The 22,682-nt window shown below is 66.8% G+C and carries 22 protein-coding genes and 1 pseudogene; 12 read left to right on the top strand and 11 right to left on the bottom strand.

Going from position 1 to position 22,682, the window contains the following annotated elements; translation table 11 throughout:
• Positions 1-6 precede the first annotated feature (6 nt).
• Positions 7-750, bottom strand: a complete 744-nt coding sequence (locus AC3WJI_RS06430) for a response regulator (RefSeq protein ID WP_492756428.1) — start codon at positions 748-750, stop codon at positions 7-9.
• 239 nt (positions 751-989) lie between these two features.
• Here AC3WJI_RS06430 and rpsU point away from each other — a divergent pair, with 239 nt between their 5' ends.
• Both rpsU and AC3WJI_RS06420 read left to right on the top strand, forming a co-directional pair.
• On the top strand, positions 990-1,196 hold the full coding sequence (gene rpsU, locus AC3WJI_RS06425) for a 30S ribosomal protein S21 (protein ID WP_331015797.1): 207 nt from the start codon (positions 990-992) through the stop codon (positions 1,194-1,196).
• An 88-nt stretch (positions 1,197-1,284) separates the two neighbouring features.
• Positions 1,285-1,929: an FKBP-type peptidyl-prolyl cis-trans isomerase gene (locus AC3WJI_RS06420; RefSeq protein ID WP_492756427.1), complete on the top strand. Its 645-nt coding sequence runs from the start codon at positions 1,285-1,287 to the stop codon at positions 1,927-1,929.
• Between the two features lie 70 nt (positions 1,930-1,999).
• On the opposite strand, the gene AC3WJI_RS06415 is transcribed toward AC3WJI_RS06420, so the two are convergent.
• Both AC3WJI_RS06415 and AC3WJI_RS06410 read right to left on the bottom strand, forming a co-directional pair.
• On the bottom strand, positions 2,000-2,770 hold the full coding sequence (locus AC3WJI_RS06415) for a metallophosphoesterase family protein (protein WP_492756426.1): 771 nt from the start codon (positions 2,768-2,770) through the stop codon (positions 2,000-2,002).
• A gap of 197 nt (positions 2,771-2,967) precedes the next feature.
• Positions 2,968-3,150: a hypothetical protein gene (locus AC3WJI_RS06410; protein WP_492756425.1), complete on the bottom strand. Its 183-nt coding sequence runs from the start codon at positions 3,148-3,150 to the stop codon at positions 2,968-2,970.
• 370 nt (positions 3,151-3,520) lie between these two features.
• Here AC3WJI_RS06410 and AC3WJI_RS06405 point away from each other — a divergent pair, with 370 nt between their 5' ends.
• A complete protein-coding gene (locus AC3WJI_RS06405; protein ID WP_492756424.1) occupies positions 3,521-4,576 on the top strand; it encodes a M48 family metalloprotease in 1,056 nt (351 codons plus the stop codon).
• A 9-nt stretch (positions 4,577-4,585) separates the two neighbouring features.
• Here the strand turns inward: AC3WJI_RS06405 and wecC are convergent, their stop codons facing one another.
• Positions 4,586-5,881 carry a UDP-N-acetyl-D-mannosamine dehydrogenase gene (gene wecC / locus AC3WJI_RS06400; protein ID WP_492756423.1) on the bottom strand — a complete coding sequence of 432 codons (1,296 nt, stop codon included), beginning with the start codon at positions 5,879-5,881 and terminating at the stop codon, positions 4,586-4,588.
• The gene (gene wecB, locus AC3WJI_RS06395) at positions 5,865-6,995 is read right to left on the bottom strand and encodes a non-hydrolyzing UDP-N-acetylglucosamine 2-epimerase (protein WP_492756422.1); all 1,131 of its coding nucleotides are present in this window, start codon (positions 6,993-6,995) and stop codon (positions 5,865-5,867) included. Before wecB ends, wecC begins: the two co-directional genes overlap by 17 nt.
• Positions 6,996-7,098: 103 nt before the next feature.
• Between wecB and galU the strand changes: the two are divergent.
• A pseudogene (gene galU, locus AC3WJI_RS06390) lies at positions 7,099-7,958 on the top strand (UTP--glucose-1-phosphate uridylyltransferase GalU).
• Positions 7,959-8,239: 281 nt separating this feature from the next.
• On the opposite strand, the gene msrB reads toward galU, so the two are convergent.
• Complete coding sequence (gene msrB / locus AC3WJI_RS06385) at positions 8,240-8,689, bottom strand: peptide-methionine (R)-S-oxide reductase MsrB (protein WP_492756421.1); 450 nt, start codon at positions 8,687-8,689, stop codon at positions 8,240-8,242.
• 76 nt (positions 8,690-8,765) lie between these two features.
• On the opposite strand from msrB, the gene AC3WJI_RS06380 reads away from it, so the two are divergent.
• The 3 genes from AC3WJI_RS06380 (at position 8,766) to AC3WJI_RS06370 (ending at position 11,297) form a co-directional block, all read left to right on the top strand.
• Positions 8,766-9,029 (top strand): hypothetical protein, encoded by a 264-nt coding sequence (locus AC3WJI_RS06380; protein ID WP_492756420.1) that lies wholly within the window; start codon positions 8,766-8,768, stop codon positions 9,027-9,029.
• Positions 9,030-9,126: 97 nt separating this feature from the next.
• Complete coding sequence (locus tag AC3WJI_RS06375) at positions 9,127-10,008, top strand: AraC family transcriptional regulator (protein ID WP_492756419.1); 882 nt, start codon at positions 9,127-9,129, stop codon at positions 10,006-10,008.
• Positions 10,009-10,049: 41 nt separating this feature from the next.
• The gene (locus AC3WJI_RS06370) at positions 10,050-11,297 is read left to right on the top strand and encodes a chymotrypsin family serine protease (RefSeq protein WP_492756418.1); all 1,248 of its coding nucleotides are present in this window, start codon (positions 10,050-10,052) and stop codon (positions 11,295-11,297) included.
• Positions 11,298-11,341: 44 nt separating this feature from the next.
• Here AC3WJI_RS06370 and AC3WJI_RS06365 read toward each other — a convergent pair whose 3' ends face one another.
• From AC3WJI_RS06365 to AC3WJI_RS06345, 5 genes are all read right to left on the bottom strand, one after another.
• The gene (locus tag AC3WJI_RS06365) at positions 11,342-12,346 is read right to left on the bottom strand and encodes an NAD-dependent epimerase/dehydratase family protein (protein WP_492756417.1); all 1,005 of its coding nucleotides are present in this window, start codon (positions 12,344-12,346) and stop codon (positions 11,342-11,344) included.
• Between the two features lie 255 nt (positions 12,347-12,601).
• Entirely contained in the window at positions 12,602-13,399 is a 798-nt protein-coding gene (locus AC3WJI_RS06360) for a HesA/MoeB/ThiF family protein (RefSeq protein WP_492756416.1), read from the bottom strand.
• Positions 13,396-13,845 (bottom strand): dUTP diphosphatase, encoded by a 450-nt coding sequence (gene dut, locus AC3WJI_RS06355; RefSeq protein WP_492756415.1) that lies wholly within the window; start codon positions 13,843-13,845, stop codon positions 13,396-13,398. Before dut ends, AC3WJI_RS06360 begins: the two co-directional genes overlap by 4 nt.
• Position 13,846: 1 nt before the next feature.
• On the bottom strand, positions 13,847-15,145 hold the full coding sequence (locus tag AC3WJI_RS06350) for a bifunctional phosphopantothenoylcysteine decarboxylase/phosphopantothenate synthase (protein WP_492756414.1): 1,299 nt from the start codon (positions 15,143-15,145) through the stop codon (positions 13,847-13,849).
• Positions 15,142-16,257 (bottom strand): hypothetical protein, encoded by a 1,116-nt coding sequence (locus AC3WJI_RS06345; RefSeq protein ID WP_492756413.1) that lies wholly within the window; start codon positions 16,255-16,257, stop codon positions 15,142-15,144. The genes AC3WJI_RS06350 and AC3WJI_RS06345 overlap by 4 nt, the downstream gene beginning before the upstream one ends.
• 95 nt (positions 16,258-16,352) lie before the next feature.
• On the opposite strand from AC3WJI_RS06345, the gene AC3WJI_RS06340 reads away from it, so the two are divergent.
• The 5 genes from AC3WJI_RS06340 to AC3WJI_RS06320 all read left to right on the top strand — a co-directional run bounded on the left by AC3WJI_RS06340 (position 16,353) and on the right by AC3WJI_RS06320 (position 22,533).
• Positions 16,353-17,837, top strand: a complete 1,485-nt coding sequence (locus AC3WJI_RS06340) for a sensor histidine kinase (protein WP_492756412.1) — start codon at positions 16,353-16,355, stop codon at positions 17,835-17,837.
• Between the two features lie 2 nt (positions 17,838-17,839).
• Positions 17,840-18,289, top strand: coding sequence for a response regulator (locus AC3WJI_RS06335; protein WP_492756411.1), 450 nt, complete (start codon positions 17,840-17,842; stop codon positions 18,287-18,289).
• Complete coding sequence (locus AC3WJI_RS06330) at positions 18,286-19,323, top strand: sensor histidine kinase (protein WP_492756410.1); 1,038 nt, start codon at positions 18,286-18,288, stop codon at positions 19,321-19,323. The genes AC3WJI_RS06335 and AC3WJI_RS06330 overlap by 4 nt, the downstream gene beginning before the upstream one ends.
• 94 nt (positions 19,324-19,417) lie before the next feature.
• Complete coding sequence (locus AC3WJI_RS06325) at positions 19,418-20,872, top strand: ATPase domain-containing protein (RefSeq protein WP_492756409.1); 1,455 nt, start codon at positions 19,418-19,420, stop codon at positions 20,870-20,872.
• Positions 20,869-22,533, top strand: a complete 1,665-nt coding sequence (locus tag AC3WJI_RS06320) for an ATP-binding protein (protein ID WP_492756408.1) — start codon at positions 20,869-20,871, stop codon at positions 22,531-22,533. Before AC3WJI_RS06325 ends, AC3WJI_RS06320 begins: the two co-directional genes overlap by 4 nt.
• Positions 22,534-22,682: the final 149 nt, after the last annotated feature.

The raw sequence follows: 22,682 nt of genomic DNA, 5'->3' as shown, positions 1-22,682 counted from the left end.
GACGCCTCACTTCACCGCGACTTCGGCGACGAACATATAGCCTTCGTTGCGGATCGTGCGGATCAACTCCTCGCGGCCGGGGCGCGCCAGCTTCTTGCGCAGCCGGCTCATCTGGACATCGATCGCGCGATCGAAATGCTCGGCCATCGGGCCGCGCGATAGATCGAGCAGCATGTCGCGCGTGAGCACCCGTCGCGGCCGCTCGACCAAAGCGAGCAGCAGGCGGAACTCGCCGTCAGAGAGATTGATGATGACGTTCTCGGGATCGTAGAGCTGCCGTGCCACCGGATCGAGCCGCCAGCCGGCGAAGCGCAGGAAGCTGCGCTCGGCGATCCGCACCGACGCTGCCTTGTCGCCACCGCTGCCACTGCGGCGGAGCACCGAGCGGATTCGCGCGAGCAATTCGCGGGGATTGGCGGGCTTGGCGACATAATCGTCCGCGCCCATTTCGAGCCCGACGATGCGATCCACATCCTCGCCGATCACCGAATGCAGGATCACCGCGGGGCCGGCCTCGCGGTCCAGCGAGCGAAGGATGGTCAGGCCATCCTCGCCCGGCATCATCAGATCGAGCACCACCAATGCATAATCGTGCGCGGCCATCGCCTCGCGCATCTCGGCGCCGCCGGCGGCGGTGTCGACGACATAGCCGTGCTGCGCCAGGAAGTCCGCGGTCAGTTCGCGGATTCCGGGGTCGTCGTCGACGATGAGGAGGCGGGTCTCGAGGTCCAGGGCGTAGGCTAACTGCATGCGAGGGAAGTGACAGGCGAACCTATCGGCCGCGTTGCAGCGCTGCAACGCGGTGTAATGTGGCCGCACTGTTGCCTTGAGGGCACAAGATGCGACCGCGCCCGCCTCAGATTCTCGTCGGCATGCCGCCTCGGACCTTGAAAAAACCAATTCACGCTGATAGGTGGCCCCGATAACGCCGCGGCCTGCGCTCCGGCGAACCCTATTCTATTGTATCGAGATCGGAGCTGTACGGCCTTATGCAAATCATCGTTCGCGACAATAACGTCGACCAGGCGCTGCGCGCGCTCAAGAAGAAGCTGCAGCGTGAGGGCGTCTATCGCGAGATGAAGCTCCGCCGTCACTACGAGAAGCCCAGCGAGAAGCGTGCGCGCGAGCGCGCCGCCGCAGTCCGTCGCGCACGCAAGCTCGAGCGCAAGCGCGTGGAGCGTGACACCGCGCGGTAAGAAGGTTGCGCGGCTGCGCAACGTTCGTTCACGAATCGCGTGAAAAATGCGAAGTTAAGCGGCGGTACGCCGATTTGGGGATGACTCGATGTCCGTGACCGCCGTTCCGCTTCAGCCCGTCAAGCGGGCCTTTAAGGTATGGCTGTGGATCGGCGTGCTGCTGGCGATCGCGCTGGCTGCCGGTCTCGCCTGGTTCGGCACGCGCGAACAGGTCGCGGCCAAGGGCACCGACGCGCAATATCTCGCCTGGAACAAGACCCGTTCGGGCGTCCAGACCACCGCGTCGGGCCTGCAATACCAAGTGCTTGAGCCCGGCGAGGGCACCACGCCGGGCGAGGGCGACTATGTCGTCGCCAATTACGAGGGCCGCTTCCGCGACGGCCGCGTGTTCGACAAGAGCGAGCGCGCAGTGCCGTTCCCGGTCCAACAGGGCAGCGCGATTCCGGGCTTCCTCGAAGGCCTGAAGCTGATGAAGAAGGGCGGCAAGTACCGCCTGTGGATCCCTTCGAACCTCGCTTACGGCGCGCCGGGCGTGCAGAGCCCCGATCCCGAGCGCGTGCCGCCCGATGCGATGCTGGTCTTCACCGTCAGCCCCGAGCGGATTCTTCCTGCCGCGGTCGTCCAGCAGATGATGATGCAGCAGATGATGCAGCAGCGCCAGCAGCAGGGCGGCGCGTCCGGTGGTCCTGCCGGTGCCGGCGGGCCGCCCCCGCAGGGCATGCCGGGACAATAGCCCTTTGCGGGACGGCGTCGTGCGTCCCGCCTGATCAGCAGCTCTCTCGTGGATTGTCGTGCGGCCGAACTCAGTTTGCGCCCGCAGTATCCAGCACCCAACGCTCGCCGCCTTCGAACCCCATCGCGCTCAATTTGCCGCTGGAATAGGCGCCGGTATCGAGCCCGATGCGGTGCGCGCGAACCTCGACATCATCGGTGATCGTGTGGCCGTGCACGATGATCTTCTCGAAGCCGTCGCGATGGTCGAGGAATTCGTGCCGGATCCAGCGCAGATCGTTTGCCTGCTGCTGCTCGAGCGGGCGGCCCGGTCGGACGCCGGCATGGACGAAGGCGAAGTCGCCGACGATGATCATGTCCTCGAAGGCGCGTAGGAAGTCGCGGTGCGATTCGGGCACGCGCTCGAGCAGCAGCGTATGGAGCTCAGGATAGTCGCAGCGCAGATATTCTTCCTCGCTGATATCGTAGCTGAGGATCGTCTCGCGCCCGCCGATACGGTTGAAGAAGGCGAGCGCCTTGAGGTCACCCGACAGTGCCTTGAGGAATACTTCCTCATGATTGCCGAGCAGGAACTGGCAGTTCCACGCGCTCGCGGCGACTTGCATCGCGCGTTCGATGACCTGGGCCGAACTGGGCCCACGATCGATCAAATCGCCCAGGAAAACGATTCGGGATTGTGCCGGACCGCGTGCGGTATCGTCAGCCTCAATCCGGACCAGCAATGCATCCAGCAGATCCACCCGACCGTGAATGTCGCCGATCGCGTAGATCCTTTGTCCTGCGGGGACCGCACCCGCTAGTGCCGGAGCGGAGGAGCGACGACGGAAAAGCTGACCGATCATTGGAAATCACGTTCGAGGGGTGAGGGAACCCTCTATTGCAAGCCGCACCTGTATCCAAGCTTTATGGCCTTTGCATCGAATCAGAGCCATGCAGCGCCTTTTCAAGCAAGGCGCTTCGGCGCGAATTGATTCAATACAAACAAAAATGGCGGCCCTTGCGGACCGCCATCTTCGTAATTCCGGATAATCCGAACAGCTTAGTTGCTGTCGGGATCGTCGTCGTTGTTGGCGAGCGCAACTGCGCCACCGATGATCGCGACGGTCGCGAGAACACCGATGATCACGGCCGGAGCCAGTTCGCTGTTCTTCTCGCTCGCGGTCGAGGCGCGCGAAAGCGACAGCTTGGAGGCCGGAGCCGCCACAACCGGGGTGGCAGCCATCGTGACGACTGCAGCCGCCGTAAGAAGCTTGGACAACATTATTCTACTCCCTCTTCGAGCTCCGGTGCTCTCGTCAGGCGACCCTATGACATAGGAGTCCGCTGACGGCAACACCTCAAAATTCAAGCCCACGACAACTTAGCGATGCCGTTGCCCGAACGCAACACTGGTCCGGTTGATCCGAACTCCTGCTCACAACTTAGACCCATGCTGCGAGCGCGCGCACTTTGATAACGCAGTGCAGCATTAGTGCCAAGGGGGTTAACGAAATGTAACGCCAAGCCCGGCCGGTCGCCAGCAGGACAGAAACTGGTAAGGGGCCTGAACCAGCGTCGATTGCGAGACCCACAGGGCCGTGGCTAAAGAGGATATGGTTCGTTCTCTCCGCTACGCCGCTCGTAACATCTGCCTGCACCTGATCGCGGCATTGGGGCTCGGTCTGCCCTCCGGCGCGCTCGCCGGAGTGGCACCGGCCGATCAGGCCCAAGTTTTCGAGGCGGTCAGAAAGGCCGATCTCGATCTCGGCCTCATCGGATTCAAGCTGGCCGTTGCCAATGCCCGGCTCTGCGACCGAACCGAGCCGGGGATCGGGTTCCAGCTCCATACGCTCGATCAATTCGACGATTCGTCGCGCGATGCGGCGCGAAAGCATTTCGGATTCGCAACGCCTGTCGCAATCGAGGGCGTGTTTCCGAACAGCCCGGCGGAGCGCGCCGGGCTCCGTGCGGACGATTCCTTGGTGCGGGTGGGAAGCGTCGATATCGCTGCGATCAGCGGAAAGAGCGGGACGACTCAGCGACTCGTCGCCAGCCAGCTCGCCATCGCGGCGCTGCCGTCGGACCAGCCGATCGCGGTCGACGTGCTCCGCGCAGGCACGCCGTTGAAGATCGTCGTCCAGCCGGTGCCGGCGTGCCGGAGCCGGTTCGAGCTCCGTCTCGCGCAGGATTACAATGCGTCGGCGGACGGGACGATGGTCCAGATCAGTGCGCGCTTCTTCGACGCCTACAGCCAAGAGCAGGTCGCTGCGGCGGTCGCGCACGAATTCTCGCACAACATCCTGCATCATCGCGATCGGCTCGAGGCGCGGGGCGTCGATTTCGGGCTGCTCTCTGGGTTCGGCGCCAATGTGAAGTATTTCCGCGAGACCGAGCTGCGCGCCGACCTGCTGTCGGTCTATCTGCTGGCCAATGCTGGCTACCCGCCGCGCGCGTCGATCGCGTTTTGGCGCAGCTTCGGGCCGAGCAAGGCGGGCGGCATCTTCCGCAGCCGCTCGCATCCGCAATGGCGCGACCGGGTCGCGACACTCGAAAGCGAGATCGCCAAGCTCGAGACGATCTCGGCGCGCCCGGCTGTCCCGGCCTGGCTGGGCGAGCGCGACCAGCCGCTCACCGGCGACTGGCAGGCGCTCATCGCCCGCCACCGCTGAGGCGGCGGATCAGCTCGCGAGCCGGAGCGCTTCGCCGCGCGGAGTGACGGGCTGGTCGGGCCAGATCCCGCGCGTGTCATAGACCTGTTTGTCGGCGCGCTCGTCGAGCGGGATCGAGCGGAACACGTCATGGTCGACGAGTACGACGAAGCCGCCGCAAGTCTCGATCGCCGCATCCAGGTCGAGCAGGGTCGCCGCGGTGCCGGCGAAGGCGGCGGGCAGCGCATCGGCATAGGGCTCTACGATCGCGACGCGGTCGCCGAAGCGGCGCGCCAGTTCGAGCGCGACCTTGAGCGCCGGGCTCTCGCGGAAATCATCGATATTGGCCTTGAAGGCGAGGCCGAGGCACGCGACGCGGATCGCGGGATCGGCCTCGATCATCGCCGCGGCGCGGGCGATGACGTGCTCGACCTTACCGTCATTCACTTCGCGCGCGGTGCGAATGAGCGGCGTTTGCTCGGGAGCGGCGCTGACGAGGAACCAGGGGTCGACCGCAATGCAATGGCCGCCGACGCCAGGGCCTGGCGACAGGATGTTGACGCGCGGATGGCGGTTGGCAAGGCGGATGACGTCCCACACGTCGACCCCCATCCGATCGGCGACCAGGGACAATTCATTGGCGAAGGCGATGTTGACGTCGCGGAAGGCGTTCTCGGCGAGCTTGGTCATCTCGGCCGCCTTGGCGGTGGTGGTGACGCAGGCGCCGCGAACGAAGCGGCGGTAGAATTGCAGTGCCTTGCGCGCGCAGCGCGGAGTCACGCCGCCGATGACGCGGTCATTGTCGATCAGCTCGACGAGGATGCGGCCGGGAAGCACGCGTTCGGGACAATAGGCGATCGCCACGTCCGCGCTGCCAACGCAGTGGCCAGGGATCTTGAGATCGGGCCTGAGCTGCGCGAGCAGTTCGGCGACCTTTTCGGTGGTGCCGACCGGCGAAGTCGATTCGAGGATCACGACGTCGCCGGGCTTTAGCACGATCGCGACGTTGGTCGCGGCCTTGAGGACATAGCCGATGTCGGGCGCGTGATCATCGTCGAACGGCGTCGGGACTGCGATGACGAAAACCTCGGCCGGCTCGATCTGCAGCGAGGCGCGCAGCTTGCCGCGCGCCACGACGCCGGAGACGAGGCCGTCGAGGTCGATCTCTTCGATATGGACGCGGCCCGAGTTGACCGTGTCGACCACCGACTGGTGGACGTCGACGCCAAGCACCTGCGCGCCGGTGCGCGCGATCACCGCGGCAGTGGGGAGGCCGATATAGCCGAGGCCGAGAACGGCGACCTTGAGCTCAGAGTCCGAAACCATGTGCGACGATCCCCGCAATCCGCTCTGCGGCATGGCCGTCGCCGAACGGATTGTGGGCGCGTGCCATGGCAGAATAGGCCTGGGGTACGTCGAGGAGGGTTGAGATTTCGGAAACGATCCGGTCGGGATCGGTGCCGACGAGCCTGGCGGTGCCCGCGGCGACGCCTTCGGGGCGCTCGGTAGTCTCGCGCATCACCAGCACCGGCTTGCCGAGTGCCGGCGCTTCCTCCTGCACTCCGCCCGAATCGCTGAGCACTATTTCCGCCATGCCCAACGCGCGGATGAAGTGCGGATAATCGAGCGGATCGATCCGGCAGATATTGGACCGGTCGCCGAGCACGCGGTCCATTACCGAGACGACGTTGGGATTGGGGTGCATCGGGAACAACACCGCGGTGTCGGGTCGCGCCGCGATCCGGGCGATGGCGTCGGCGATCCCCGCCATGCCGTCGCCGAAATTCTCGCGGCGATGCGTGGTGACGAGGACGAGGCGCTTGCCGGCGAAGCGTTCGGCGATCGCATCGAGTCCCGAGGCGAGCGATGGATCAGCATCGATCCGGGACCGCGTGGCGTGCAGCGCGTCGATGACGGTGTTGCCGGTGACATGGATCGTCGCGGGGTCGATATTCTCGCGACGCAGCGCTTCGGCGGCGGTTTCGGTGGGGGCGAAATGCTGGTCGGCGATCGGCGCAACGATCCGGCGGTTCACCTCCTCGGGCCAGGGCTGGTAGATATCGCCCGAGCGCAGCCCGGCCTCGACATGGCCGACCGGCACCTTGCGGTAATAAGCGACGAGCGCGCCGACCATCGCGGTGGCGGTGTCGCCCTGGACGAGCACGCGATCGGGCTTCTCCGCATCGAGCACTTCGCCCAGCCCGGTGAGCAAGCGGGCGGTGAGCGCGTCGAGCGACTGGCCCGGGGTCATCATGTCCAGATCGACATCGGGGACGATCCCGGCGATCCCAAGCACCTGATCGAGCAGCCCGCGATGCTGCGCCGTGACGCAGGTCCGGACGTGCATCCCGCCCTGCGCCTCGAGCGCCTGGACGACGGGGAACAGCTTGATCGCCTCGGGGCGGGTGCCGAATACGACAAGAACCTTAGGTGTCGACATGGGCGCCTGCTTAGCGTGCGAGGCTTAAGACCGATATAAGCGTGCGGCCGCCCGCTTGATCGCGCCCGTGGGACCGGGCAAGTCCCGGGCAAGGAGAGCTCGAATGATCAAGCCGCTGCGCAAGGCCGTTTTTCCGGTGGGGGGCCTCGGCACCCGTTTCCTGCCCGCGACCAAGGCGATGCCCAAGGAGATGCTGCCGGTCGTCGACCGGCCGCTGATCCAATATGCGGTCGACGAGGCGATGGAGGCGGGGATCGAGCAGATGATCTTCGTCACCGGGCGCGGCAAGAGCGCGATCGAAGACCATTTCGACATCGCCTTCGAGCTCGAGACGACCATGCGGAGCGCGGCAAGTCGCTCGACATCCTCGACGCGACGCGATTGAAGCCCGGCGCGGTTGCCTATGTCCGCCAGCAGGAGCCGATGGGGCTCGGGCATGCGGTGTGGTGCGCGCGCGATATCGTCGGTGACGAGCCCTTCGCGGTGTTGCTCGCCGACGACTTCATGGCCGGCAAGCCCGGCTGCCTCAAGCAGATGGTTGACGCTTATAATCGGGTCGGTGGCAATCTGATCTGCGCGGAAATCGTCCCCGACGACCAGACGCATCGCTATGGGATCATCACCCCGGGCACGCAGGACGGTACGCTGACCGAGGTCAAGGGGCTGGTCGAGAAGCCTTCACCGGGGACCGCGCCATCCAACCTTTCGGTCATCGGTCGCTACATCCTCCAGCCCGAAGTGATGCGCGTGCTCGAAGGGCAGAGCGCGGGGGCTGGGGGCGAGATCCAGCTGACCGATGCAATGGCGCGGATGATCGGCGACCAGCCGTTTCACGGCGTTACCTTCGCCGGCACCCGCTATGATTGCGGCGACAAGGCCGGCTTCATCCAGGCCAACATCGCAGTGGCGCTCGAGCGGGAAGACATCGCGCCGGCAGTGCGGGCGTTCATCGCAGGCCGATAAAAGCTGCGATGCGTGCAGCGAAGTTTAGAAAGTTGTGGTTCTGGCGCGGCTTCAGGCCCTTTGCGCCAGGAACGCGCCGGGATGGCGACAGCTTCGTCACATCGACGCGACACCGACGCATCTTCTAAGCCGCACCAGCGCAACGCGGCGCGACACCTACGCGACACCAACGCGTCGATCAGGCGTGGTTTGAGACCGGCGGTGCAAGACTCACGAATCAAAGAGCGGCCGGTAGGACCGGCGCACTAGCCAAGCGCGCCGAATCCTACATTGCAAGCCGGTCAGGCGGGCTGCTTAACCTGGTCGAGATAGGCGCCATAGCCCTCGGCTTCCATCCGGTCGCGGGGTACGAAGCGCAGCGACGCCGAGTTGATGCAATAGCGCAGGCCACCGCGATCGAGCGGGCCGTCATCGAAAACGTGGCCGAGATGGCTGTCGCCATTGGCCGAGCGGACCTCGGTGCGGACCATGCCATGGGTCTCGTCGCGCAGCTCGGCGACGTTGGCGGGCTCGATCGGCCTGGTGAAGCTGGGCCAGCCGCAGCCCGATTCGTACTTGTCGGTCGAGGCGAACAGCGGCTCGCCCGACACCACGTCGACATAGATGCCGGCTTCCTTGTTGTTGAGGTACTTGCCGGTGCCGGGACGTTCGGTGCCGCTCTGCTGGGTGACACGGAACTGCTCGGGCGAGAGGGCGGCCACGGCTTCGTCGGTCTTGCGATATTGGGTCATGCGGACTCCTTTCGCGCTTATGTGGGGTGCGGAGGCGCCGCTTCCAATCCATTCGGAAGCGTCTATCGGCAGGGGCATGGCGAAGAAGAAGCGTTACCTCACGGCCACGCTCCCCGACGGTTACGTCAAGACGATCGGGCCGACCGCGGCGCCGTTCACGCATTACTGGCGAATCGTCGCGCATCTGGGCGGCGGGCGCACCGAAGTGTTTTGGGGACATGTGAAGTCGCTCAAGGAAGCGACGGGAAAGAAGGCCGCCGCCGCGGATGCCGCGAAGCAGCGCGGCTGGGAGCGGTATGATTTCGAGATCGTCGAGCTCGTCGAGACCGACGGCGGCTGAGCGGGTTGCCGCGACCAGGAACGCAAAGACCGCAAGATCGGTCGAGCGGAGGCCGGCACCAGGCGGCTAGCTGGGATCGCCACAACGGATGAGGATCATGACGGCGACGCTCGACCAATATCATGCCCGGATGCTGCGGGTGCTGGATCATATCGACCAGCATCTCGACGGCGATCTGGACCTGGAGGCGGTGAGCGGCGTCGCAGCGTTTTCCAAATTCCATTTCCATCGGCAGTTCAAGGCGGTCTTCGGCGTCTCTCTCCATCGCTACGTCCAGCTGGCGCGCTTGCGGCGCGCATCGCAACGGCTGATCGGCGCGCGGGAGGAAAGCGTCACCGATATCGCGCTGAGCGCCGGGTATGAGGCGCCCGACGCCTTCGCCCGCGCTTTTCGGCAGCGATTCGACCAGTCGCCTTCGAGCTTCCGCAAGGCGCCCGTCTGGGAACCGTGGCTCGCGGCCTTCCGGCCGTTCAACTCAGCCAGGAGCAAGATCATGCCGATCCTTTTCGACCGCGACCAAGTGACGATCCGTGAGGTGGCGCCGACGCGCATTGCGATTTTCGAGCATCGCGGCGACCCCGAAACTCTCGACGCCACGATCCAGCGCTTCATCGCCTGGCGCAAGGCGGCCGGGCTGACCCCCAAGACCAGCCAGACCTTCAACATCTGGCATACCGAACGGCGCCCCGCCAATCCCGACGACTATCGCATGGACCTTTGCGTCGGGCTCGGCGCCGACCAGCCGTTCACCCCTGGAAACGAGGGCGCGAAAGAAGGCGAGATACCCGGCGGGCGTTGCGCAGTGCTGCGGGTCACCGGCGACACGCACAATCTGGAGCCCGCCGCGCTCTATCTCTACCGCGACTGGCTTCCCGCCAGCGGCGAAGAAATGCGCGATTTCCCGGTCTACTGCCAGCGCTTCCTGCTCGACGGACCGGGGCAGGGCACCGCGGCCGAGCTGTTCCTGCCCCTGCGATAGGCGGCCTTTGCGGCGGCGGCGCACACGCCTAAAGTGCCGGGATGAGGCCGGGCAGGATATTGCAATTGCTGTTGGCGCTGCTCACGCTGACACCGGCTTGCCCCGCCGCGGCACAGGCGGTGCAGACCCGCGAGCAAGCGCTGGCGCAGGATGCGGGCGAATATGCGCGGCTCTATGGCGTGCCGCAGGACGAGGCGCTGCGCCGCCTGCGCGCGCAGCATGCCAGCGTCGCCGCGACCGACGCGATCGCCGCGCGCTATCGCGACCGGCTGGCCGGCATCTCGGTGCAGCATCGGCCCGATTATCGCTATGTCGTCTATCTGACCGGCGACGCTCCGGTGGCGGAGACGCGGATCCACGCCGGGGGCATGCAGGTTCCGGTCACCTTCCGGACCGGCGCCAAGGCGAGCCGCGACCGAGTGGTCTGGGCGATCACTTATCACCAGGCGGCGATCCGCGCCGCGATGGCGAGCCCGCCCTCGATGGGGCTCGATCCGCGCACCGGCGAGCTGGTCGTCATCGTCGGCAATGCGATTGCCGCGGCCGAGGGCGGCGCCGCCGCGCTCGATGCCGAGCTCGAGAAATTGACCGGCGTGCCGGTGCAGATCCGCGTGCTCGAGCGCACCGAGCGCAATCTCGGGCTGCACGGCGGCGGGCGGCTCGACGGGATCAGCCCAGACGACGGCAAGCGCTATCGCTGCACCACCGGCTTCGCGGTGACCGACGGAACGCGCAGCGGAATCACCACCGCGGCGCACTGTCTCGACGACATGACCTATTACGATCCCGAGCGCCGGCCGACGCCGCTGACCTTTGTCGGGCAATGGGGCTGGGGCTATCACGACGTGCAAATTCATGCTGGCGTCGCGCCCGAGCGCCCGCTAATCTATTCGGACACCGCGCGGACGATCGAGCGTCCGGTCGAGGCGCAACTGGGCAAGCCGAGCACGCGCGCCGGCGACTTCGTCTGCCATCGCGGCGAGAGCAGCGGCTATAGCTGCGCCGAAGTGGAGCTGGTCGATTTCGCGCCGGCGGCGGATCTGTGCGGTGGCGCGTGCCTGCCGACCTGGGTGACGGTGGCCGGGCCGGGCTGCAAGGGCGGCGACAGCGGCGGGCCGGTGTTCAGCGGCACCACCGCGATCGGCGTGGTCAAGGGCGCGAGCTATCGCCGCGACGGATCGTGCGCCTTCTATTTCTATATGTCGCTCGATTATCTTCCGGCGCCGTGGCGGCTGGTGATGGAGGCCAAGGCCCCGCTCGCGCGGATCGAGTCGCCGAAGATGCGCTGATCGGACTGAGTTTCGGCCCTCCACGTGCTGGCGAAGCCCGGGATCTACGCGCGATAATGCGCGAGATACCAATCGACGAAACGCGCGACGCCCTCCGCCGGCGGTGTCGAGGGCTTGGTGCCGGTGAGGCGCTCGAGCAGCGCCGACGAGGCCTCGGTGGCGGGAACGTCGCCTTGCTGCATCGGCAGGAAGTTCTTGATCGCTTCGCGGCCCAGCGCTTTCTCCAGCGCGCCGATATAGTCCATCAGCGGGGTCGGCTGGCCGTTGCCGATATTGACGCTGCGGAATGGTGCTACCGGCGAGAGGCTGTCGCCTTCGACCGGCTCGCGGCCGGGGATCGCGTCGGTCAGGCGGACGATCGATTCGGCGAGGTCGTCGATATAGGTGAAGTCGCGGACCATGTTGCCGTTGTTGTAGACCTGGATCGGGCGCCCCTCGAGCATGGCCTTGGCGAACTTGAACAGCGCCATGTCGGGGCGGCCCCAGGGGCCGTAGACCGTGAAGAAGCGGAAGAAGGTCATCGGCGTGCCGAACAGGTGGCTGTAGCTGTGCCCCATCAGTTCGGTCGCCCCCTTGGTGGCGGCGTAAAGGCTGAGCGGGGTCTGGGTGCGCTGGGTCTCTTCGAACGGCATCTCGGTATTCGCGCCGTAGACCGAACTGGTCGAGGCGGCGAGGAGATGGCGGACCGGGTGGTGGCGCGCGAGTTCGAGGACGTTGTGGGTGCCGATGATGTTGGCGCCGATATAGCTGCGCGGCTCGTCGATCGAATAGCGCACGCCGGCCTGGGCGGCGAGGTGGATCACGGTGTCGGGCTTGAAGCCGGTCCAGGCAGCGCCGAACGCGTCCTGGTCCTCGATCGAGACGCGCGCGAGCGCGAATTCGGCATGGTTGCCGAGGATGTCGGTGCGCGCTTCCTTGAGCGCGACGTCGTAATAGGCCGAGAAATTGTCGACGCCGAGCACGGCATGGCCCTGCTGGAGCAATTTTTCGCAGGTGTGGAAGCCGATGAACCCGGCCGAGCCCGTGACCAATACCCGCTTGTTCGCCATATGCTCCTGCCTGTCGTCGAACCTTTGGCCCCGTCTACCCGGCAAAGGTTACCAGCGGCTCAGCACGGGCCTGTCAAGGACAGTGCGTTGCGACGGACTCGCATTGCGCCTAAACATGGATTAACGAATGCCATCGACTCAGGGAGTTACGGCCGTGCAAGAGCCGGAAATACGAGAGGATGCGGCGGATGAGTCCGCCCGCGAGACGCAGGCGATCCCCTTCGAATCCGATGTGCCCGAGCCCAGGGCCTATGCCTATGACGGCTGGTCGATGGTGCCGCTCGAACCCGTGACGGCCTGACGCCCGCCGCAGGCGGGGCAGCCGGGGTCCTTGGGCAGGGTGAGGCTGCGGAAGCGCAGCGACAAGGCGTCGACGAGCAGCAATTTGCCGGCACTGTCCTCGCCGAACGGGACGATCGCGCGGATCGTTTCCAACGCCCCGAGGCTCCCCATCACGCCGGTGAGCGCGCCGAGCACGCCCTGTTCGGCGCAGCTGACGCCCTCGCGCTCGGGATCGGCGCCGACGAAGCAGCGATAGCAGGGCTTGCCCGGCTCCCAGCCGCGGAACGTGCCGAGCTGGCCTTCGAATTCGGAGACCGCGGCGGAGACCAGCGGGATGCGGTGGCGCAGCGCGGCATCGGCGACGATCAGGCGCGTGGCGAAATTGTCGGTGCCGTCGAGCACGACGTCGCAGCCGCGAAAGTATTCGTCGACATTGCCGCCGTCGATCCGGTGCGGCCGCGTGAGCACCTCGACATGCGGATTGAGCGCGGCGACGCGATCTGCGGCGGCAGCGGCCTTGGATCGGCCGATATCGGTGGATGCGAAGAGCGTCTGGCGTTGCAGGTTGGAGAGGTCGACGCGGTCGTCGTCGACGATGGCGAGCCGGCCCACCCCCGCCGCGGCGAGATATTCGATCGCCGGCGAACCGATCCCGCCCGCGCCGATTACCAGCACGCGCGCCTTTTTGAGCCGGGCCTGTCCGCTGCCGCCGACTTCGCGCAGGACGATGTGGCGGGCGTAGCGGTCGAGCTCGGCGTCCGAGAGGCTCATCGCGTTCCGGTGGAGCCGAACCCGCCGGCGCCGCGCGCAGTCTCGTCGAGGCTGGCGACTTCAGCCAGAGTCGCGTGCTGGACGGGGGCGGGGACGAGTTGGGCGATGCGGTCGCCGCGCGCGATCGCGAAGGGCGCATCGCCGAGATTGGCAAGGATCACCTTGACCTCGCCGCGATAGTCGCTGTCGATCGTGCCCGGCGTGTTGAGGCAGGTCACGCCGTGCTTGAGCGCGAGCCCCGAGCGCGGGCGGACCTGGACCTCATAGCCCGCGGGGATCGCGATCGCGAAGCCGGTGGCGACGGCGTGGCGCTTGCCCGGATTGAGCATCAGGTCCTCGGCGGCGACGACGTCCATTCCGGCGGCACCCTGGGTCGCGTAAGCGGGAAGGGGCAGGTCGGCGCCGTGCGGCAGGCGCTGGATCTCGATACGGATCGGGGGGAGCATGTCAGGCTTTCGTTTGGAGCGCGTCGGCGATGCGTGTCGCGAGGCGGCGGGCGACTTCGGGCTTGGGCAGGCGCTCCCAGCTCTCGACGCCGTCGGCGGTGACGAGATGGACGGTGTTCGCCTCGCCGCCCATGACGTCGCCAGAAACGTCGTTGGCAACGATCCAGTCGGCGCCCTTGCGGGTGCGCTTGGCGGTGGCGTGCGCGATCACTTGCTCGGTCTCGGCGGCGAAGCCCACCACCAGCGCGGGGCGGTTCGGGCTATGGGCCAGGCGCGCGAGGATGTCGGGGTTCTCGGAGAGCGCGAGCGTGGATGGGGTCTCCCCCTTCTTGAGTTTCTGCGTCGCGGCCTCAGCGCGCCAGTCGCCGACCGCGGCGACCATCACCGCGGCGTCGGCGGGGAGCGCGGCGGCAACGGCGTCGGCCATTTGCTGCGCGGTCTCGATATCGACGCGGGTCACGCCGGCGGGGGTGGCGAGGGTGACCGGGCCGCTGACCAGGGTGACTTTCGCGCCGAGTGCGGCGAGCGCCTCGGCAATGGCATAGCCCTGCCGGCCCGAGGAGCGGTTGGCGATGTAGCGGACCGGGTCGATCGGCTCGTGGGTGGGGCCGGCGGTGACGAGGATGTGCTTGCCGGCGAGCTTCTGATCCTCCCCGGCACGGGGAGGGGGACCAGCCGCAGGCTGGTGGAGGGGGATCTCCGCGAGCGACCCCGCATGAGGCGTGCCCCCTCCGTCAGCGCTTCGCGCTGCCACCTCCCCGTGCCGGGGAGGATCAAGATTCTGGATCGCCGCGAGGATCGCTTCGGGCTCGGGCAGGCGGCCGGGGCCGTATTCGCCGCAGGCCATCGGTCCTTCGTCCGGTTCGAGCACGGTGACGCCGTCGGTACGGAGCTGGGCCACGTTGCGGCGCGTGGCGGCATGGCTCCACATGCGGACGTTCATCGCCGGCGCGGCAAGGACCGGCTTGTCGGTGGCGAGCAGCAAGGTGGTGGCGAGATCGTCGGCGAGGCCGGCAGCCATTTTGGCAAGAAGGTCGGCGGTGGCCGGTGCGACGACGACGAGATCGGCTTCGCGGCTCAGCTGGATATGGCCCATCTCGGCCTCGTCCTTGAGATCCCACAGGGTCGTATAGACCTGATTCTCGGAGAGCGCGGCGAGCGTCATCGGCGTGACGAAATGGCTGCCGCCCTCAGTGAGCACGACCTTCACCCCGATCCCGGCCTTGCGGCACAAGCGGACCAGCTCGCATGCCTTGTAGGCAGCGATGCCGCCGCCGACGATCAGCAGGATGCGCTTCATCGCGTCACTCTCGTCACGGTGATCCGAGGCCGGTCGGGCCCGGGGCGGAACAGGTCGCGCAGCCCGTCGGGGACGAAGAGCAGTCCGGTTAGGAACACCGGCGCGACCATCAGGCCCCAATAGAAGGTGTCGCTGCGCGCGAAGATGCCGATCAGCGCGGCGTAGGCGGCGAGGATGGCGAGCATCCGCAGCCCGAGCGGATCGTTCCACGCCGCCCAGCCGAACAGGGCCAGCCCGACGACCAAAGCCGCCGCCGCCATCGGCAGCAGCTGGAGCGCAGTGGCGAGACTGATCGCCTTGACGAAGAAGCCGAAGCCGAGGAGTCCGCTCCAGCCGGGCGAGGCGGGGTCGTGCGGCCCGGTCATTCCCATCACCGCATAAGCGTGCGCGGCGAGCGCGGCAGCGAACAAGGCGAGCGCGACGAGCCAGCCGATCGCCTCGCGCCGTTCGCCCTCGAGCCAGGCGAGCGCGAACATCACCAGCGCGTAGAGCGCCGCGGTCTCGCGGATCAGCATCGCGACCAGCCCGAACGCGACCGCCTCCATCCAGCGGCCCGGTCGCCGCATGCCGAGCGAGAGCGCGATCAGCAGCCCCGCCCAGATTTCGTGGAACGCGGCGAGGTCAGCCTGGAGGAACGCGAGCATCGACCCGATCAACAGCAGCAGCGCCGCGACCCGCGGCAGCGCGCGCGGCAACGCCTCGGAAAGGCGCAGGCCCCAGACCATCCCGACATAGGCGGCGAGCAGATAGAGCAGCACCGCCGGGCCCCAGGCGGGCAACGCCGCCTGCACCATTGCGAGCGAGGGCAGCCGTACGGTGAGGAACGGGCGCAGGGGATAGCCGCCGGCGCGCAGCGTGTCGGTGGCGACCGTGTAATAGTCGCCGCCGCCCTTCACGCCGGCGACGATCTTCTCATAGACCATCAGGTCGGTCTGGTCAGACTGGCTGGTTGCGGGGCCGGGGGCGATCGCGGCGGGGTCGGGCACGGTCAGCGCCGTCAGGCAGGCGAGCAGCACCAGTATCAGCGCGCCGATCGCGATGCGCGCGCGCGTCTTGCCGAGCCCGGCGAAGCGGCTGGGGGCGGCAAGCCAGAAAGACGGGGAACGCGCCATATGCCGGCGGGCACCTATACGCCCGGCGGCGGCCGTGTCGAGGGTGCGCAGCAAGTGCTTGGAAGCCAACCCACAAACCCCTAGAGAGACGCGCGATGCCCGATCGTTCCCTCGAAAAGCTGCAGCCGACCTTTGCCCGCCGCGTCATCGCGCTGGTCGCGATCGGCTTCCTCGCGCTGATCGCCGCGGGGATCGCCACCGCCTGGGTGCAGATCCGCAACCAGGACAATGCCGGCTGGGTCGAGCATACGCTCAACCTGCAGACGAAACTCGGCGCCTTTGCCAGTGCGAACGAGCGCGCCGAGACTGCGCGGCGCGGCGTGCTGCTGGGCGGCGGTCCGCTGTTTCGCCAGCGCATGGAAGAGGCAGTGGCGCAGGCCGAGGCGACGCTGCGCGAGATATCGCAGCTGACACGCGATAACCCGGTTCAACAGGAGCGCGTGCTGACGATTCACGCGCTGATGGAGCAGCAACGCATCTATCGCGAGCCGCGCATGCTCGAAGGCGCGCGGGCGGTGCGGGCCGGGCAGCTGGCCGACGATCCCGCGGTCCAGCTGATCCGCAAGATCCGGACGGTCTCCGAAGCGATGGGCGCCACCGAGCGCGAACTTCTCGCCACCCGCCAGCGCAATCAGGTCCAGACCCAGCACGTCTTCTACATCGTGCTCGCGGCGGCCGGCGCGCTGGTGATCCTCGTCGCGACGCTGACGCTGATGCTGATGCTGCGCTACACGCGTGATCTCGCTGCGTCGCGCGTCGAGCTGCGCCGGCTCAACACCGGGCTGGAGGAAATGGTCGACGAGCGCACCGGCGAGCTCCAGCGTGCCAATGCCGAGATCCAGCGCTTCGCCTACATCGTCTCGCACGACCTGCGCTCGCCCTTGGTCAACGTGATGGGCTTCACCGCCGAGCTCGATACCGCGCGCAAGACCGTCGCGGCGCATCTCGATGCGGTCGAGGCACAATCGCCCGAACTGGTCGACGAGCCGGTGCGGCTCGCGGTGCGCGAGGACCTGCCCGAGGCGATCGGCTTCATCCGAACCTCGACCCAGAAGATGGACCGGCTGATCAACGCGATCCTGCGGCTGTCGCGCGAGGGGCGGCGGACGCTTGCAGTTGAACCGGTCGATCTCGACGCGCTCGTCCAGTCGATCGTCGACAGCCTTCAGCATCGGATCAACGACGCCGGCGCCGAGATCCGGACCGAGCCGCTGCCGCGGATCACCAGCGACCGGCTCGCGGTCGAGCAGATCCTCTCCAATTTGATCGAGAACGCGCTCAAATATCTCCAGCCCGGCCGGCCGGGGATCATTCGGGTGCGCGGGCAGGACGAGCGGGACCGGGTCGTGATCGAAGTGATGGACAATGGCCGCGGCGTCGATCCGCGCGACCATGAGCGGATCTTCGACCTGTTCCGCCGATCGGGGATGCAGGACCAGCCGGGCGAGGGGATCGGGCTGGCGCATGTCCGCGCACTCGCCTATCGGCTGGGCGGATTGATCGAAGTGCGATCGGAACTTGACCGGGGTGCCACCTTCAGGCTTTCGCTGCCGCGGGTCCTGAAGCCGGGGGGAGAATGAAAATGACGAATCATCAACCCGTTAACATTGTGATGATCGAGGATGACGAAGGCCATGCCCGGCTGATCGAGAAGAATATCCGCCGCGCCGGCATCTCGAACAAGATTCATCATTTCACCGACGGCACCACTGCGCTCAATTATCTCTACGAGGCGCCCGAGGGGCCGGCGAAGAACGGCCCGGCGCTGATCCTTCTCGACCTCAATTTGCCCGATATGAGCGGCACCGACATTCTCGGTCGGATCAAGGCCGAAGGGAGCCCGCTCAAGCGGACGCCGGTGGTGGTGCTGACCACGACCGACGACAAGGTCGAGATTCAGCGCTGCTACGATCTCGGCTGCAACGTCTACATCACCAAGCCGGTCAATTACGAGAATTTCGCCGACGCGATCCGCCAGTTGGGGCTGTTCCTGTCGGTGATCCAAGTGCCCGACCTCGGGGATGCCGATTGAGCACCGCGCCCGCGCACATCCTCTATATCGACGATGACGAGGGGCTGCGCAGGCTGGCCCAGCGCGGGCTGACGCGTCGCGGCTTCACGGTGAGCCTGGCGGCGAGCGGCGCCGAGGGCGTCGAGATGGTGCGCAGCGGCGAATACGACCTGGTCGCGGTCGACCATTATATGCCGGGGCAGGACGGGCTGACGACGCTCAACGCGCTGCATGCGCTGCCCGATTGCCCGCCGGTGGTCTATGTCACCGGCTCCGAGGAGACGCGGATCGCGGTGGCGGCGCTCAAGGCGGGCGCGGTCGATTACGTGGTTAAATCGGTGGGCGACGATTTCTTCGACCTGCTCGCCAGCAGCTTCCACCAGGCGCTGGAGAAGGTGCGGCTGCGCAGCGCCAAGGAAGCGGTCGAAGAAGAGTTGCGCGCAAGCAATGCGCGGCTCGAGGCTTTGCTCGGCGAGGTCAATCACCGCGTGTCGAACAGCCTGCAACTGGTCTCGGCCTTCGTCCACATGCAGGCCTCGGTGCTGAACGATCCGGTGGCCAAGGGCGCCTTGGTCGAAACGCAGCAGCGCATCCAGGCGATCGCGCAGGTCCATCGCCGGCTCTACACGTCGGGCGACGTCGAATTTGTCTCGATGGACGATTATCTGCGCGCGCTGGTTGCCGAGCTCGAGCAGACCTGGTCGACCCCGGCATCGCCGTGCACGCTGCTGCTGACCGCCGAGCCGATCAAGCTCAAGACCGACCGGGCAGTATCGCTCGGCGTGATCGTCAACGAGCTCGTCACCAACGCGTGCAAATACGCCTATGGCCCGGCGCGCGGCGGCGAAGTGCGGATCAATCTGGCGCGCGCCGGCGACGCGCATTTCCATCTCTCGGTCGAGGATGACGGGATCGGCATGCCGAGCGACGGCAAGATCCAGGGCACCGGGCTCGGCACCAAGCTGGTCCGCGCGATGGCGAGCAGCCTGCAGGCGAAGATCGACTTCGATCCGCTGCATGCCGGGGTCCGCACGACGCTGAGCGTCCCGTACTGACCGGTTGCCGCGGGATCGCTCGACGTTAAACTGCGTTACATTGGTGAATCGAACGAGCGAGGGTTCCGGCTTGGTAGATAAGGCGAATTTGGGAGTGGCCGGGCTGGACGACATCACGTCCGGCGGTCTGGCCCGGGGACGCTTGTTCCTGCTCGAAGGTAGCCCGGGCACGGGCAAGACCACGATCGCGACGCAATTCCTCCTGGCAGGCGCAGCGGCGGGCGAACGTACGCTCTACATCACCTTGTCCGAAACCGAGGACGAACTGCGCGCCGGTGCGGAGTCGCACGGCTGGTCGCTCGACGGGATCGACGTCTTCGAACTGGTGCCGCCCGAGAGCCTGCTCGACGAGCAGCAGCAGCAGAGCCTGCTCTATTCGTCGGACCTCGAGCTCGGCGAGACGACGCGGCGGATCTTCGAGGCGTTCGAGCAGAGCAACCCGCAGCGCGTGGTGCTCGACAGCCTGTCGGAGATCCGGCTGCTCGCGCAATCTTCGCTGCGCTATCGGCGCCAGATCCTCGCGCTCAAGCATTATTTCGCGCGCAGCGGCGTGACCGTGCTGATGCTCGACGATCTGACGAGCGAGGGCAACGATCGGACGATGCACAGCGTCGCGCATGGCGTGATCCGGCTCGAGGAATTGTCACCCGAATATGGCGCCGAGCGGCGGCGGCTGCGGGTGATCAAATATCGCGGCCAGCGCTATCGCGGCGGCTATCACGACTTCCTGATCGACACCGGCGGGGTCCGCGTCTTCCCACGCCTGGTCTCGGCCGAGCATCTGACCGAATTCTCCCGCAACGTGCTGGAAAGCAGCTCGCCGGCGCTCAACGCGTTGCTGGGCGGCGGGATCGAGCGCGGGTCGAGTACGCTGATCCTGGGCCCCGCCGGCACCGGCAAGTCGCTGCTGACGCTCACCTTCCTTGCCACTGCGATCGAGCGCGGCGAGCACGCTGCAATGTTCGTGTTCGACGAAGAGCTCGGACTGTTGTTCGAGCGTGCCAAGGGCGTCGGCTTCGATCTTCAGGCGATGGTCGATTGCGGGCAGCTGCATATCGAGCAGGTCGATGCCGCACAGCTCACGCCGGGCGAGCTTTCGGAGAAGGTGCGGCGCTGCGTCGAAGAGAATGGCGCCAAGACCGTCGTGATAGACAGCCTCAACGGCTATCAGGCGGCGATGCCCGAAGAGAATGCGCTGGTGCTCCACATGCACGAGCTGCTGCAATATCTGAATCGTCAGGGCGCGTCGACCTTCCTCACGGTCGCACAGCACGGGCTGGTCGGCGACATGAAGGCGCCGGTCGACGTGACCTATCTCGCCGACACGGTGATCCTGCTGCGCTATTTCGAGGCGCTGGGCCGGGTGCGTCGCGCGATCTCGGTGATCAAGAAGCGCACCAGCGCGCACGAAGATACGATCCGCGAATATCGCATCGACACGCGCGGGATCACGCTCGGCGAGCCGCTGATGGGGTTCCAGGGCGTGCTGCGCGGCGTTCCGACGCTGATCGGCGACGCCAACAAGCTGCTCGAGGCGGACCCGGCTTGAGCTGGGCCCATTCCGAACGCGGGCTGATCCTCGCGCCGCAAGGCCGGGATGCGCCGGTTGCGCAGGCGATGCTCGCCGAAGCCGGGCTGGGCGGGATCGTCGTGCCGTCGTTGCGCGATCTGGTGGCGATGCTGACCGAGGGCGCCGGCTTCGCGCTGGTGACGGAGGAGGCGCTGGCCGGCGCCGACCTCAACGCGCTGTCGGAATGGATCAACGACCAGCCCGAATGGTCGGACTTCCCCTTCGTCCTGCTCACCCAGCGCGGCGGCGGGCTCGAGCGCAATCCCGCGGCGGCGCGCTATCTCCAGCTGCTGGGCAACGTCACCTTCCTCGAACGGCCGTTCCACCCGACGACCCTGGTCAGCTTCGCAAGCGCGGCGATCCGTGCGCGATGCCGGCAATATGAGGCGCGCGCGCGGCTGGAGGAGCTTCACCAGCTCGCCACCAGCCTGGAGCAGCGCGTCGAGGAGCGCACCGCCGAGCATCGTGCGGCGGTGGCGCAGCTCCACGAGGCGCAGAAGCTCGAGACTTTGGGCCAGCTAACCGGCGGGGTGGCGCACGACTTCAACAATTTGCTGACCCCGATCATGGGGGCTCTCGACATGCTCCAGCGCAAATATGCCGACAGCGACGCCCGCTCGGCGCGGCTGATCGACAATGCCCTGCTCTCCGCCGAGCGCGCCAAGACCCTGGTCCAGCGGCTGCTCGGCTTCGCGCGGCGCCAGACGCTGGAAACCAAGGCAGTCGACCTCGGCGAATTGATTGACGGGATGCGCGACCTGATCGCGAGCTCGATCGGACCCGAGATCGACTTGCGCATCCGCCACGACGCCGACCTTCCCGCGGCGATTGCCGACCCCAACCAGCTCGAGCTTGCGATCCTCAACCTGTGCGTCAATGCGCGCGACGCGATGAACGGCAATGGCGCGCTGACGATCCTGGTCGATCAATTGGCGTTCGGTCCGGGATCGCAGCCGCGGCTGACGCCCGGGCTCTATGTGCGGCTGTCGGTGATCGACACCGGCTGCGGGATGGACGCCGATACGCTCGCGCGTGCGGTCGAGCCGTTCTATTCGACCAAGGAGACCGGGCGAGGCACCGGCCTCGGGCTGTCGATGGTCCACGGCCTGGCGGGGCAGCTGGGCGGCGGCTTCGCACTTTCGAGCGAGCCGGGACGCGGCACCCGCGCCGACCTCTATCTGCGCGTCGCCGAGGGTGGCGTGGCGAGCAACGCGGCCGACCGGCGACGCGCGCCACTTCTTGCCAAGGGCCGCTCGCTCTTGGTGCTGCTCGTCGACGACGAGGAGCTTGTGCGCGTCGGCACCGCCGAGATGATCCGCGACCTCGGGCACGAAGTGACGCATGCCAGTGGCGGGGCGGAGGCGCTGGCGCGGCTCGACGCGGGGCTGCGGCCCGACGTGGTGGTCACCGACTATAAGATGCCACGGATGGATGGCGCCGAACTTGCCAAGCGCGTTCGTGAAACGCTCGAGGACGTGCCGATCCTGCTGATCACCGGTTATACCGGGACGACCGAGAACACGCATGACCTGCCGCGCCTGTCCAAGCCGTTCGGCCAGGCCGAAATCGCCGCGGCGCTGGCGGCCTTGGTCGAGCCCGACGATAAGGTGGTGCGGCTGTCGGGGCGGCGACGGCCTTAGGAATTCCCCTCCCTGTAAGGGAGGGGTTAGGGGTGGGTAGCGTCGGGCAGGCTCGATGCCCTGTCCGACGCTTCGATGCCAGGCAATGAGTCTTCTGGGCGCGCAGACGCGCGCACCCACCCCCAGCCCCGCCCTTTCAGGGAGGGGAG

Source organism: Sphingomonas sp. FW306-1B-B10E (assembly GCF_058782005.1).
This window is presented reverse-complemented; position numbering and strand designations above follow the sequence as displayed.